Source organism: Micromonospora sp. CV4 (assembly GCF_003667455.1).
In the GTDB taxonomy this organism is placed as follows: domain Bacteria; phylum Actinomycetota; class Actinomycetes; order Mycobacteriales; family Micromonosporaceae; genus Micromonospora.
Map to the genome: position 1 here is coordinate 1 of NZ_RCVI01000178.1, position 13,193 is coordinate 13,193.

The 13,193-nt window shown below is 72.3% G+C and carries 11 protein-coding genes; 4 read left to right on the forward strand and 7 right to left on the reverse strand.

What is annotated here, in order from left to right; all coding sequences use genetic code 11:
• A partial coding sequence (cimA, locus tag EAD98_RS04625; protein ID WP_121652829.1) for a citramalate synthase occupies positions 1 to 1,576 on the reverse strand: 1,576 nt, incomplete at its 3' end.
• A gap of 325 nt (positions 1,577 to 1,901) precedes the next feature.
• Here cimA and EAD98_RS04630 point away from each other — a divergent pair.
• On the forward strand, positions 1,902 to 2,360 hold the full coding sequence (locus EAD98_RS04630) for a PRC-barrel domain containing protein (protein ID WP_121652830.1): 459 nt from the start codon (positions 1,902 to 1,904) through the stop codon (positions 2,358 to 2,360).
• A gap of 56 nt (positions 2,361 to 2,416) precedes the next feature.
• Complete coding sequence (locus tag EAD98_RS04635; RefSeq protein ID WP_233583715.1) at positions 2,417 to 3,160, forward strand: tyrosine-protein phosphatase; 744 nt, start codon at positions 2,417 to 2,419, stop codon at positions 3,158 to 3,160.
• Positions 3,161 to 3,231: 71 nt separating this feature from the next.
• Here the strand turns inward: EAD98_RS04635 and EAD98_RS04640 are convergent, their stop codons facing one another.
• On the reverse strand, positions 3,232 to 4,329 hold the full coding sequence (locus EAD98_RS04640) for a branched-chain amino acid aminotransferase (protein WP_121652832.1): 1,098 nt from the start codon (positions 4,327 to 4,329) through the stop codon (positions 3,232 to 3,234).
• A gap of 160 nt (positions 4,330 to 4,489) precedes the next feature.
• Positions 4,490 to 5,521 (reverse strand): 3-isopropylmalate dehydrogenase, encoded by a 1,032-nt coding sequence (locus tag EAD98_RS04645; RefSeq protein ID WP_121652833.1) that lies wholly within the window; start codon positions 5,519 to 5,521, stop codon positions 4,490 to 4,492.
• Positions 5,522 to 5,748: 227 nt separating this feature from the next.
• On the opposite strand from EAD98_RS04645, the gene EAD98_RS04650 reads away from it, so the two are divergent.
• Both EAD98_RS04650 and EAD98_RS04655 read left to right on the forward strand, forming a co-directional pair.
• Positions 5,749 to 6,591 carry an FAD:protein FMN transferase gene (locus EAD98_RS04650; RefSeq protein WP_121652834.1) on the forward strand — a complete coding sequence of 281 codons (843 nt, stop codon included), beginning with the start codon at positions 5,749 to 5,751 and terminating at the stop codon, positions 6,589 to 6,591.
• Positions 6,592 to 6,974: 383 nt separating this feature from the next.
• Positions 6,975 to 7,331, forward strand: coding sequence for a hypothetical protein (locus EAD98_RS04655; protein WP_121652835.1), 357 nt, complete (start codon positions 6,975 to 6,977; stop codon positions 7,329 to 7,331).
• 80 nt (positions 7,332 to 7,411) lie between these two features.
• Here the strand turns inward: EAD98_RS04655 and serA are convergent, their stop codons facing one another.
• From serA to EAD98_RS04675, 4 genes are all read right to left on the reverse strand, one after another.
• Complete coding sequence (serA, locus tag EAD98_RS04660; protein WP_121652836.1) at positions 7,412 to 9,010, reverse strand: phosphoglycerate dehydrogenase; 1,599 nt, start codon at positions 9,008 to 9,010, stop codon at positions 7,412 to 7,414.
• A gap of 570 nt (positions 9,011 to 9,580) precedes the next feature.
• Positions 9,581 to 10,594 carry a ketol-acid reductoisomerase gene (gene ilvC, locus EAD98_RS04665; RefSeq protein WP_121652837.1) on the reverse strand — a complete coding sequence of 338 codons (1,014 nt, stop codon included), beginning with the start codon at positions 10,592 to 10,594 and terminating at the stop codon, positions 9,581 to 9,583.
• 56 nt (positions 10,595 to 10,650) lie between these two features.
• Positions 10,651 to 11,166: an acetolactate synthase small subunit gene (gene ilvN / locus EAD98_RS04670; RefSeq protein WP_089017348.1), complete on the reverse strand. Its 516-nt coding sequence runs from the start codon at positions 11,164 to 11,166 to the stop codon at positions 10,651 to 10,653.
• The gene (locus EAD98_RS04675; protein ID WP_121652838.1) at positions 11,166 to 13,049 is read right to left on the reverse strand and encodes an acetolactate synthase large subunit; all 1,884 of its coding nucleotides are present in this window, start codon (positions 13,047 to 13,049) and stop codon (positions 11,166 to 11,168) included. The genes ilvN and EAD98_RS04675 overlap by 1 nt, the downstream gene beginning before the upstream one ends.
• Between the last annotated feature and the right edge of the window lie 144 nt (positions 13,050 to 13,193).

Consider the following 13,193-nt stretch of genomic DNA (forward strand, 5'->3'; position numbering starts at 1 on the left):
GGGCGGGGGCCAGGCCGTAGGTGAGGGCGTCGACGAGGGCGTGCCAGCTGGCCTCGACCACGTTGGGGTGCACGCCCACGGTGGTCCAGTCGCGGCCGCCACCGTCGGCGGTCTCCAGCAGCACCCGGGTGACCGCGCCGGTGCCGTGGCTGCCCTCCAGGATGCGCACCTTGTAGTCAGCCAGCTCGAAATCGCGCAGCTGCGGGTAGTGCCGGGCCAGCCCCACCCGCAGCGCCTCGTCCAGGGCGTTGACGGGGCCGTTGCCCTCGGCGGTGGCGATCACCCGCTCACCCCGTACCCGGATCTTGACGGTCGCCTCGGAGACCACCGCGCCGTCCTCGCGGTGCTCCACCAGCACCCGGTACGACTCCAGGGTGAACGGCCGCGCCGGGCCGCCCTCGGGCAACTCGGATCGGACCAGCAGCTCGAAGGAGGCGTCCGCGGCCTCGAAGGACCAGCCGCCGGCCTCCAGCTCCTTGACCCGGTTGGTGACCCGGGTCAGCGCCTCCGGCCGGCCGGCCAGGTCCAGGCCGAGCTCACGACTCTTGAGCTCGACGCTGGCCCGGCCGGCCATCTCGGTCACCAGGATCCGCATGTCGTTGCCCACCACTGACGGGTCGACGTGGTTGTAGAGCAACGGGTCGACCTTGATCGCACTCGCGTGCAGCCCCGCCTTGTGGGCGAAGGCGGCGGCCCCGACGTAGGCCTGGTGGGTGTCGGGGGCGATGTTGGCGATCTCGGCGATGGCGTGCGCGACCCGCACCATCTGCGCGAGGCAGCCCTCCGGTAGGACGGGCATGCCCAGCTTGAGTTCGAGGTTCGCGACGACCGCGAAGAGGTCGGCGTTGCCGGGGCGTTCGCCGTACCCGTTGGCGGTGCCCTGCACGTGGCGGACGCCCGCCTCGACCGCGGCGATCGTGTTGGCCACCGCGCAGGCGGTGTCGTTCTGCGCGTGCATGCCGAGCAGCCCCGCGTCGATCCCGAGCCGGTCGGTCAGGTCGGCGATCACGGCGGTCACCTGGGATGGCAGCATCCCGCCGTTGGTGTCGCAGAGCACCATGCGTTCCGCGCCGGCGGCCAGCGCGGTCTGCACCACGGCCGCGCCGTACGCCGGGTCGTGCCGGTAGCCGTCGAAGAAGTGTTCGCCGTCGACGAAGACCCGGCGGCCCTCGCCGACGAGGTGGCTGACGGTGTCGTGGATCATCGCCAGGTTCTCCGCGCCGGTGGTGCGCAGCGCACGCTCGACGTGCCGGGTGTCGGCCTTCGCGACCAGCGCCACCGCCGGGGTCTGCGCGTCCAGCAGGCCGCGCACCTGAGGGTCGTCGGCGACCGCCACACCGGCCCTGCGGGTGGCGCCGAACGCGACCAGCACGCCGTGCCGCAGGTCCAGTTCGGTGCGTGCCCGGCGGAAGAACTCGGTGTCCTTGGGCACCGCGCCCGGCCAGCCGCCCTCGATGAAGCCGACGCCGAACTCGTCGAGCAGCCGGGCCACCGCCAGCTTGTCGACCACCGAGTAGGTGAGCCCCTCGCGCTGGGCGCCGTCGCGCAACGTCGTGTCGTAGACCTGGAACGTCATGAGGATCCTTTCTCGGAGCAACAAAAAGACCCCCCGCGGATGCGGGAGGTCTGCGCGCTCGGCGGAGGGAGGGCCGGCGCGCTAGGTCGCAATAATCAGGGCGGTGCTGGTCACGATCGCTACTCTGCCACCCTTCCCCAGTTTTGGGAGGAACAATCCACATGCCGGGACGGTGACGCAGCGTCGCGAGACTCCCGCCCTCGTCCAATCCCGGTCGCAACCCGCCGCTCGTGGTCGCCGTTTCCGGCCCCCGGTGGCCGGGTAGCTCCTGCGGGGACGCACTCACCTACGCCGTGAGCATCGGCGACAGTCAGGAGTGAACGGCATGGACAGGATCGACCCGCACGCGACGCACGCCGCGCCGGAGCCGCTGCGCGGAGGCGACCAGGGCACCGTGCCCGGTGGCGCCCCGGCCGGCGCCTTCGACCCCTGGCGCTACCGGGACCAGGCCGGGGTGGCCGACGCCGACCTGGTCGGCTACACGGTCGAGGCCACCGACGGTGGAATCGGCAAGATCGACAGTGCCAGCCACGAGGTGGACGGCAGCTACCTGGTGGTGGACACCGGTCCGTGGATCTTCGGCAAGAAGGTGATGCTGCCGGCCGGCACGGTCAACCAGGTCAACCACGACCAGCGCACCGTCTCCGTGGACCGGACCCGCGACCAGATCAAGGCCGCCCCGGAGTACGACGAGACCAGCCACAGCGACCCGACCTACCGGAACCAGTTGGGCGGCTACTACGACGAGACGTACGGCGCGCTTCCGCCCGGCACCGGGCGGTAGCCGATCGGAGCCGACGGCCGGTGGGGCTTCGTGCCACCGGCCGTTACCGTGTCAGCGTGGACGCCATCGAGGACGACCGACACATCCCGCTGCCCGCGACCTTCAACTTCCGCGACGTCGGTGGCTACACCGGCCACGACGGCCGCACCGTGCGCCGGGGCCGGCTGTACCGCTCCGACTCGCTGCACCGCCTCGACGAGCAGGACCGGGACGCGTTCGCCGCGATCGGCGTCCGCACCGTCATCGACCTGCGCCGCCCGGCCGAGGTGGCCCGCGACGGCCGGGTGCCGGCGTACCAGGGGCTGACCTATCGGCACATCCACCCGGAGCACGCGGACTGGGCCGAGCAGCCGCACGAGGAGGGTTCGAGCCTGGCCCGCTACCTCGCGGACCGCTACGCCGACCTCGCGCAGACCGGCACGGCCGGGCTGGCCGAGGCGGTCGGGCTGATCGCGGACTCCGCCAACGCCCCGGTGGTGGTGCACTGCGTCGCCGGCAAGGACCGCACCGGCATCGTCTGCGCGCTGACCCTCGTCGTGCTCGGCGTCGACGACGCGGACATCGTCGCGGACTACGCGCTCAGCACCGAGGCGTCGGCCCGGTTCGGCGCCTGGCTGGCCGAGACCACCCCGGGCGGGCTGGACCACGTGCCGGCGCCGTTCCTGGCCTCGCCCGCCGAAGCGATGGAGCTGTTCCTCGCCGAACTGCGCGAGGGGCACGGCTCGGTCGAGGGGTACCTCCGCCACGCCGGGGTGACCGACGCGCAGCTCGCCGCCCTCCGCGACCACCTGCTCGACTAGCCACCGCGGCGACGCGGCCCGGCACCGACCGCGCCGGCCGGTCCGCTGGACCGGCCGGCGCGCGGCGGGCGTCAGAGGACCCGGCGCACCCAACCCTGCGGGTCGTCGGCCTTGCCACGCTGGATGTCGACCAACTGCTGGCGCAACGCCATGGTGACCCGCCCCGGCTCGCCCCCGCCGATCAGGAACTCGCCGTCGGGGAAGCGGACCCCGCCGATCGGGGTGATCACCGCGGCGGTGCCGCAGGCGAAGACCTCGCGGAGCCGGCCACTGGCCGCGTCGGCCTGCCAGTCGGCGAAGGTGACCGGCCGCTCCTCGACCCGCTGCCCGGCCGCGCCGGCCAGCGTGAGAACCGCGTCCCGGGTGATGCCCGGCAGGATCGTGCCGGTCAGCGGCGGGGTGACCACCGTGTCGTCGTCGTAGACGAAGAAGACGTTCATGCCGCCCAGCTCGTCGACGAAGCGGCGCTCCACCGCGTCCAGGAAGACCACCTGGTCGCAGCCGGCCTCGATGGCCTCGGCCTGGGCCGCCAGCGACGCGGCGTAGTTGCCGCCGCACTTCGCGGCGCCGGTGCCGCCGGGCGCGGCGCGCGTGTAGTCCGGTGAGACCCAGACGGTGACCGGCTTGACCCCGCCGCTGAAGTACGCGCCGACCGGCGAGGCGATCACCATGTAGAGGTATTCGTTGGCCGGACGGACGCCGAGGAAGACCTCGCTGGCGAACATGAACGGGCGCAGGTAGAGGCTGCCGTCCTCGCCGGTCGGGATCCACTCCCGGTCGACCTCGATGAGCTTGTGCAGCGAGTCGATGAAGACCTCGGGCGGCAGCGTCGGCATCGCCATCCGCTGCGCCGAGGCGGCGAACCGGGCGGCGTTGGCGTCCGGCCGGAACATGGTCACGCCGCCGTCGGCGGTCCGGTACGCCTTCAGCCCCTCGAAGATCTCCTGCGCGTAGTGCAGCACCGCGCTGGCCGGGTCCATCGGGATCGGCCCGCGCGCCTCCACCCGGGCGTCGTACCAGCCCTTGCCGTCGGCGTACCGGACGGTGACCATGTGGTCGGTGAAGACCCGGCCGAACCCGGGGTTGACCAGCAGGGCGGCCCGGTCGGTGGCGGATACCGGCGCGGGATTCGGACGGATCTCGAAGTCGAGCTTGTCACCACCGCTCATCGCGCTGACCTCCCTGCGGGACAACGGCATGCGGGATCGCACACCGACATGGCTGTGCCAAAAACTTACCCCGAACGGTCGTTCAGCGGGTAGCGCCGCTCGGGACATGGACGGCCCCGGATGGCTGCTCGCCGGACCGGACGCGCAGGCCCGGGGCGGGTCAGGCTACGGCGTGGGCGGCGAGCCGGTCGCCGACCTCCGCGGTACGCAGCGTCACGCCCGGCGTACGGCCGGCCAGCTCGGCGGCGACCGCCGCGTTGACCCGGGCCGCGGCCTCGGCGTGCCCGAGCTGCTCCAGCAGCAGCGCGGCGGAGAGCACCGCGGCGACCGGGTCGGCGACGCCCTGCCCGGCGATGTCCGGTGCCGAGCCGTGCACCGGCTCGAACATGGAGGGGTACGCCCCCTCGGGGTTGATGCAGCCGCTGGCGGCCAACCCGATCCCACCGGTGACCGCGGCGGCGATGTCGGTGAGGATGTCGCCGAACAGGTTGTCGGTGACCACCACGTCGTAGCGCTGCGGCTGGGTGACCAGGAACATCGCGGCCGCGTCGACGTGCTGGTACTCGGTGGCGACGTCCGGGTGCTCGGCGGCGACCGCGTCGAAGGCCCGCGACCAGAGCGACCCGGCGTGGGTGAGCACGTTGGTCTTGTGCACCAGGGTCACCTTGCGCCGCTCCCGGCGGCTGGCCCGGGCGAACGCGTCGCGGATCACCCGCTCCACGCCGTGCCGCGTGTTCAGGCTCTCTTCGGTGGCGACCTCGGCGGGCGTGTCGCGGTGCAGCGAGCCGCCCGCGCCGGCGTAGAGCCCCTCGGTGCCCTCACGCACCACCACGAGGTCGACCTCGCCCGGCTTCACGTTGCCCAACGGGCCGGCGACCCCGGGCCAGAGCCGGGACGGGCGCAGGTTGACGTACTGGTCGAAGGCGAACCGGAGCTTGAGCAGCAGCCCCCGCTCCAGCACCCCCGGCGGGACCGTCGGGTCACCGACCGCCCCCAGCAGGATCGCGTCGTGGCCGGCCAGCTCCGCCAGCACCGAGTCGGGCAGCACCTCTCCGGTACGGTGCCAGCGGGCCGCGCCGAGGTCGTACTCGGTGGCCTGCACGCCGGGCAGCACGGCGTCGAGGACCTTGCGGGCCTGCGCGACCACCTCGGGCCCGATGCCGTCCCCGGCCACCACCGCGATCCGCGCCACGCCCGCACTCCTTCGTTCGACTGCACCGTCGCCGCAACGGTACGTCGCTGTCCCGACTCCCGGTACGCCGCTTCCACGATATGGGAAAGCCTTATTACACAGCACCCTCTCAGGCGGGACTCATGTGGCGGTCATCTCCGCTGCCTACGGTGGGGGTCAGCGGGTCACGGGGGCCCGCGACCGGGGATCGCCGACGACGCGACTCCAACTGCGAGGGGGCAGGTGCCATGCGCATCGACGAGCAGCCGCGGACCCGCTGGCCGGACCCGTCAGCGTTCCGGAACCGCCGGCCGGACCTCCGGCTCGGCAGCCGGCGGCATCGAATCGACCCGGCGGGCGCCAGTCAGGGCCGGATCGCGGTGCAACACACCGTGCGCACCCCGACCGCCGAATACACCATGCTGCTCAACGCCCCCGAGTGGCTCGGCCGCCGGGGCGTCGGCGAGGCACTGCGGGACAGCGTCGCGGAGCTGCGCGCCATCGACCTCACCTACGGCCCGAACCGGCCGGAGAGCCTGGTCTCCAGGCTGCGCCGGGGCGAGATCAGTCCCGAGTCGTACCCCCCGCTGGCCGACCTGGTGGACCGCTGCACGGCGATGCGCGCCGCCACCGACGGGTGGTTCGACGCCTGGGCGGTGCCCGGCGGCTTCGACCCGGGCGGCCTGCTCGGCGGCTGGGCGGTGGAGCGCGCGGCGGCCCGCCTGCGCGCCGCGGGCATCCACGACTACGCCGTGCTCACCGGCGCCGACCTGGTGGTCCGCGGCCGCGCGCCGCACGGCGGGCCGTGGCGGGTGGCGGTGCACCACCCGACCGCACCCGAACGCGCCCCGCTGGTGCTGGAGATGACCGCCGGCGCCGTCGGCACCTCCGGCGTGACCGGACGACAGGGGCACGTGGTGGACCCGCACACCGGTGAGCCGGCCAACCAGCTCGTCGCCGCCACGGTCGTCGGCCCCGACCTGGCGGTCGCCGACGCCTACGCCACCGCCCTCTACGCCGCCGGCCCCACCGGCCTGGCCTGGTTCCGCGGCGGCTCCGACTACCGCGCGCTCTTCGCCCACCGGCGCTGAACGGAACGTCGCCACACCGAGCCCGTCTCCCCGCGGTGCTCCGGCCCGATTCGCACCTCGGTCGCCCCACAGTCGGCCGGTCGGGCTGCGATCGGCCCCCACAGCCTCGGCAACGGCCGTGGGGGCCGGTCAGCGACGAGTGCGCGTGGCTCGCACAATCGAGGGGTGCGGACCGGTCGGGCCGGGACGTCGACCGCGCCACCCGAAGACGGGCCGACGCCGCGAACTCGGCCAGTGACCGCAGTCGGTACGCTAGCGAATCGACGCAACTCGACGCAAGAGTCTCCACACCGGACCGTCGCGACCGGAGCGTGGCAGATCAGTGATTGGCCTGCGGCGAGGCAGTTTCGACATGGTGAACGACGGATGGCACGCTGTCCGCCGTGAGTTTCGATCTGAGCGTGTGGGCCCTGGAGGACGGGGCGACGCCCGAGGACGTGCGGGCCGCGGTCGAGGGTTGCCGGCAGGGGCGGCACGTGGACCGTTACCCGGACCCCCGAGTGGTGTCCTTCTACCGGGCGATCACCGCCTCCTACCCGGACCGGCACCCCGGCCCGGACAGCCCGTGGGCGGTGGCGCCGCTGCACGCCGCCCACGACCATGTCGAGCTGAACCTGCACCCGACCTGCGCGGACCAGGTGCTGCTGGACATCGAGCGGCTGGCCGGCGAGCACGGGCTGATGCTCTTCGACCCGCAGGACGGCTCGGTCTATCCGCCCCCGGCCCGGCTGCCCGGCTGACCCGTCGGGCGGCTGGACACCCGACCCCGGGTGCGACGAGGGGCCCAGCGGTCGCCGGGCCCCTCGTGGTGCTGCCGTGACTACTCGTCGCGCAGGTCCGCCGCGCTGGCCGCCGTCGCGCCGATCGAGTCGGCCGCCGAGGTGAGCAGGTCCGCGCCGAGCGCCTGGTCGACGGTGAGCGTCATCAGCGTCTCGCCACCCGCCTCGCGCCGGGCCACCTGCATGGCGGCGATGTTGATGCCCGCACCGCCGAGCAGGGTGCCGACGGTGCCGACGACACCGGGCCGGTCCGCGTAGCGCAGGAAGAGCAGGATGCCCTCCGCGCCGATCTCCACATCGAAGCCGTCCACCTCGGTCAGCTTGAGAACCTCCCGGGCGCCGGAGTGGGTGACCGTGCCGGAGACGCTCACCGTCCGCCCGTCCGGCAGCGCGCCACGCACCGTGACCAGGGTGGGCTGCTCCGCCGTCTCGGCCAGATTGGCCAGGGTGACCTCGACGCCGCGCTCGGCGGCCAGGTGCGGGGCGTTGACGTAGGTGACCTGCTCCTCGACGACCGAGCTGAACAGGCCCTTGGTGGCCGCGAGCTTGAGCACCGACACGTCGTGGGTGACGATCTCGCCGCGGACCTCGACCGTGACGCTGGCGGCGACCCCGCCGGCGACCGCGGTGAACGCGCGGCCGAGCTTCTCGGCCAGCGGGAGCAGCGGCCGCACGTCCTCGGCGACCACGCCACCGGCCTGCACGTTGACCGCGTCCGGGACGAACTCGCCCTGCAACGCCAGCTTCACGCTCCGGGCCACCGCCAGGCCGGCCTTGTCCTGCGCCTCGTGCGTGGAGGCGCCCAGGTGCGGGGTGGCCACCACGTTGTCGAAGGCGAACAGCGGCGAGGAGGTGCAGGGCTCCTTGGAGTAGACGTCGACGCCGGCGCCCGCGACGCGACCCTCGGCGATGGCGTCCGCGAGCGCCTGCTCGTCGACCAGACCACCACGGGCGGCGTTGACGATGCGCACGCCCGGCTTGACGATCGCCAGCTCCTTCTCACCGATCAGGCCCACCGTCTCGGGGGTCTTCGGCAGGTGGATCGAGATGAAGTCGCTCTCCCGCAGCAGCTCCTCCAGCCCGACCAGGCGCACGCCGAGCTGCGCCGCCCGGGCCGGCTGGATGTACGGGTCGTACGCGATCAACCGGGTGCCGAACGCGGCGATGCGCTGCGCGAAGAGCACCCCGATCCGGCCGAGCCCGACCACGCCGACGGTCTTGCCCTGCACCTCGACGCCGGTGTACTTCGACCGCTTCCACTCCCCCGCCTTGAGCGCGGAACTGGCGCTCGCGGTGTTGCGGGCCACGGCGAGGAGCAGCGCGACGGCCTGCTCCGCGGCGGAGACGATGTTCGAGGTGGGCGCGTTGACGACCATGACGCCCCGCGCGGTGGCGGCCGGCACCTCGACGTTGTCCAGCCCGACGCCCGCCCGGGCGACCACCTTGAGTCGCGGCGCGGCGGCGACCGCCTCGGCGTCGATCTGGGTCGCGCTGCGCACGATGACGGCGTCGGCCTCGGAGAGCGCCGAGAGCAGGGCCGGACGGTCGGTGCCGTCGACGTGACGGACGTCGAAGTCGTGGGCGAGCACCTCGATGGCGGCGGGGGCGAGTTCTTCGGCGATCAGTACGACAGGATTCATCGGTCCTCGTAGAGGTCGTGTTTGCGATCGGCGCGGGCGGCAGGGCGCCGCACTGCGCCTGCGCTGATCCGTGCCGTGGCCGTCAGGTGCCGGCTGCGCACCTACCCGCGATCGTAGGGGCCCTGCTGGTCGGCATGTTCCGGTCTTCGGGGTGAGGGCCCTCACACGCCGGGCCGGACGATGGACATCACCCGTTCACCCGACCGTCATCGTTGCCCAGGCCAGAGGCGTGCGAAGGCAAGGGCGCTCTGGGGGCGCCGCTGCGAGCCACTGGTCCGGCGGCGTCGCGTCGCCGGCGGCCCACCCGCTACCTGGCCCCACCTGCTGCCGGGCCCGGCGGGTCGCACACTCTTGAGGGTGATACCTGTGAGTCATATCTATGACTCACAGGTATCAGCTCAACAGACATGTCACCGGCGCTGGTCTGGTCACGCGGCTGACCCACGTCGATCTCCGCCGCATCGGCGAAAGCTGGCCGAGGCGTTGGTCACCCGGCCCCAGCAAGTGACGAGATGGACGTGCGGGATCGTCCGGCCTCGTCTGGGACGGCCGGACGATCCCGCGTCGACGTCAGGCCGTCTCGGTGATCGGACGGTCGACCCAGCTCATCATGCCGCGCAGCTTCCGGCCGGTCTCCTCGATCGGGTGCGCCGCACCCTCGGACTGCCACTTGGTGAAGTTGGGCCGGCCCGCCTCGTCCTCGGCAACCCACTCACGGGCGAACTCGCCGGACTGGATCTCCCCGAGAATCTTGCGCATCTCGTCCTTGACCCGGGAGTCGATGATCCGTGGGCCACGCGAGAGGTCGCCGTACTCGGCGGTGTCGGAGATGCTGTACCGCATCTTCGCGATGCCGCCCTCGTACATCAGGTCGACGATCAGCTTCAGCTCGTGCAGGCACTCGAAGTAGGCCACCTCGGGGGCGTAGCCCGCCTCGGTGAGCACCTCGAAACCGGTCTGCACCAGCGCCGCCGCGCCCCCGCAGAGCACCGCCTGCTCGCCGAAGAGGTCGGTCTCGGTCTCCTCGGTGAAGGTGGTCCGGATCGCGCCGGCCCGGGTGCCGCCGATCCCCTTGGCGTACGCGAGGGCGAGCGCCAGCGCGTTGCCACTGGCGTCCTGCTCGACGGCGACCAGACAGGGCACGCCCTTGCCGTCGGCGTACTGGCGGCGGACCAGGTGGCCGGGGCCCTTCGGGGCGACCATCGCCACGTCCACCTCGGCCGGCGGCTTGATCAGCCCGTACCGGATGTTGAAGCCGTGGCCGAAGAAGATCGCCTTGCCCGGGGCGAGGTGCGGGGCGATCGACTCGGTGTACAGGGCGCGCTGGGCGGTGTCCGGCGCGAGCACCATGATCACATCGGCCTCGGCGGCGGCCTGCGCCGGCGTGACGACCCGCAGGCCCTGCTCCTCGGCCTTGGGACGGCTCTTCGAGCCCTCCGGCAGACCGATCACCACGTCGACGCCGGAGTCGCGCAGCGACAGCGCGTGGGCGTGGCCCTGGCTGCCGTACCCGATCACCGCGACCTTCTTGGCCTGGATCAGGCCGAGGTCGGCATCGTCGTCGTAGTACACCTCAACGCTCATGAGACTTCCCTTTCGTACGACGGCCCGGGCGGCCCGTCGTGGTCTGTGCGGATGGGTCAGGCGGCCCGCAGCGCGGGACCGGCGGTGATCGAACGCGAGCCGCGCCCGATCGCCACCAGCCCGGACTGGACCATTTCCTTGATGCCGAAGGGCTCGAGGTCGCGCAGCAGCGCGTCGAGCTTGTCCGGGGTGCCGGTGGCCTCGATGGTCAGCGTGTCCGGTGCCACGTCGACCACCCGGGCGCGGAACAGGTTGACCGTCTCCAGGACCTGCGTCCGCGCGGACCGGTCGGCGCGGACCTTCACCAGCAGCAACTCCCGGGCAACCGAGACCTGCGGATCCAGCTCGACGATCTTGAGTACGTTCACGAGCTTGTTGAGCTGCTTGGTGACCTGCTCCAGCGGGGACGACTCCGCGTTGACCACGATGGTGATCCGGGAGACGTCCGGGTTCTCGGTCTCACCCACGGCGAGGCTGTCGATGTTGAAGCCACGCCGGGAGAACAGGCCGGAGACCCGGGCGAGCACGCCGGGCTTGTTCTCCACCAGCACGGACAGGGTGTGCATGGTCATTAGATGTCATCCTCGTCGAAGGCCGGGCGGACGCCGCGGGCGAACATGATCTCGTCATTGCTGGTGCCGGCGGCGACCATCGGCCAGACCATGGCGTCCTTGCCGACCACGAAGTCGATCACCACCGGAGCGTCGTTGATCTCCATGGCGGCGGCGATGGTCTTGTCCACGTCATCGGCGTTCTCGCAGCGCAGCCCGACGCAGCCGAGCGCCTCGGCGAGCTTCACGAAGTCGGGGATGCGGTGCTTGTGGGTGCCGAGGTCGGTGTTGGAGTAGCGCTCGTTGTAGAACAGCGTCTGCCACTGGCGCACCATGCCGAGGTTGCCGTTGTTGATCACGGCGATCTTGACCGGGATGCCCTCCAGCGCGCAGGTGGCCAGCTCCTGGTTCGTCATCTGGAAGCAGCCGTCACCGTCCACCGCCCAGACCACCGTGTCCGGCTTGCCGACCTTGGCGCCCATCGCCGCCGGCACCGCGTAGCCCATCGTGCCGAGCCCGCCGGAGTTCAACCAGGTGTGCGGCTTCTCGTAGGAGATGAACTGCGACGCCCACATCTGGTGCTGGCCCACCCCGGCCACGTAGATCGCCTCCGGGCCGGCGATCTCGCCCAGCCGCTTGATCACGTACTGCGGAGAGAGCGTGCCGTCGGCCGGCTCGTCGTAGCCCAGCGGGTAGCGGTTGCGCAGGTCGTCGAGCTGGGTCCACCAGTCACCCAGGTCGCTGCCGTGCCCGGCCGACCGCTCGACGGTCACCGCCGCGATCAGCTCGTCGATGACGTGCTGGGCGTCGCCGACGATGGGCACGTCCGCGTGCCGGTTCTTGCCGATCTCCGCGGGGTCGATGTCGGCGTGCACGACCGTCGCGTCCGGGGCGAACGAGTCCAGCTTGCCGGTGACCCGGTCGTCGAACCGGGCGCCCAGCGCGACGATCAGATCCGCCTTCTGCAGGCCGTAGACCGCGGCGACGGTGCCGTGCATGCCGGGCATCCCCAGGTGCTGCGGGTGCGAGTCGGGGAACGCGCCGAGCGCCATCAGCGTGGTGACCACCGGGATGCCGGTCAGCTCGGCCAGCCGGCGCAGCCCCTCGGTGGCTCCGGCCTTGAGCACCCCGCCACCCACGTAGAGCACCGGCCGGCGGGCGCCGGCCATCAGCCGGGCCGCCTCCCGGATCTGCTTGCCGTGCGGGTGCAGCGTGGGCCGGTAACCGGGCAGGTCCAGGGTGGGCGGCCAGGCGAAGGTGGTCGACGCCTGGAGCACGTCCTTGGGGATGTCGACCAGCACCGGGCCGGGCCGGCCGGTGCTGGCCAGGTGGAACGCCTCGGCCAGCACCCGCGGGATCTCCTCGGGCGTCTGCACGAGGAAGTTGTGCTTGGTGATCGGCAGGGTGATGCCCTGGATGTCCGCCTCCTGGAAGGCGTCGGTGCCGATCGACGGGCGGGCCACCTGGCCGGTGATCGCCACCATCGCCACCGAGTCCATGTACGCGTCGGCGATCGGGGTGACCAGGTTGGTCGCGCCCGGGCCGGAGGTGGCGATGCAGACGCCCACCTTGCCGGTGGCCTGCGCGTATCCGGTCGCGGCGTGACCCGCGCCCTGCTCGTGGCGGACCAGGATGTGCCGGACGGTGGAGTCGTAGAGCGGGTCGTACGCCGGCAGGATCGCCCCGCCCGGGATGCCGAAGACGACGTCGACGCCGAGCGCCTCCAGGGACCGCACGAGCGAACCGGCGCCGGAGACCTGCGCCGGAGCGGGTGTCCGTACCGCCGGAACGGCCGGGGTGGCAGCGCCGCGCGCGGCGGTGGAGTCGACGTCGCCGGCCGGCTCGGTGGTCGCACGGGCGCGCCGGGCGGTGTGGGCGAGGGTCTCTGGCGTGGGTCTCGTCATGGCGGTTCTGGCCTTCGGCTGGAATGGCTGGGGCTTGTCAAGCGAAGCGACGCGGGCGGGGCCCGCCCCGACAGGTTCCGATGGCAATAAAAACGGCCCTCGTGCAGATGCACGGGGCCAGCGCACTCTCGATGAGGGAGAGTG

Bases quoted from the DNA above. Each gene is read 5' to 3' on its own strand.
- EAD98_RS04640 (WP_121652832.1), bottom strand. From the start codon at position 4,329: ATGAGCGGTGGTGACAAGCTCGACTTCGAGATCCGTCCGAATCCCGCG.
- EAD98_RS04675 (WP_121652838.1), bottom strand. From the start codon at position 13,049: ATGACGAGACCCACGCCAGAGACCCTCGCCCACACCGCCCGGCGCGCC.
- ilvC (WP_121652837.1), bottom strand. From the start codon at position 10,594: ATGAGCGTTGAGGTGTACTACGACGACGATGCCGACCTCGGCCTGATC.
- EAD98_RS04630 (WP_121652830.1), top strand. From the start codon at position 1,902: ATGGACAGGATCGACCCGCACGCGACGCACGCCGCGCCGGAGCCGCTG.
- ilvN (WP_089017348.1), bottom strand. From the start codon at position 11,166: ATGACCATGCACACCCTGTCCGTGCTGGTGGAGAACAAGCCCGGCGTG.
- serA (WP_121652836.1), bottom strand. From the start codon at position 9,010: ATGAATCCTGTCGTACTGATCGCCGAAGAACTCGCCCCCGCCGCCATC.
- EAD98_RS04650 (WP_121652834.1), top strand. From the start codon at position 5,749: ATGCGCATCGACGAGCAGCCGCGGACCCGCTGGCCGGACCCGTCAGCG.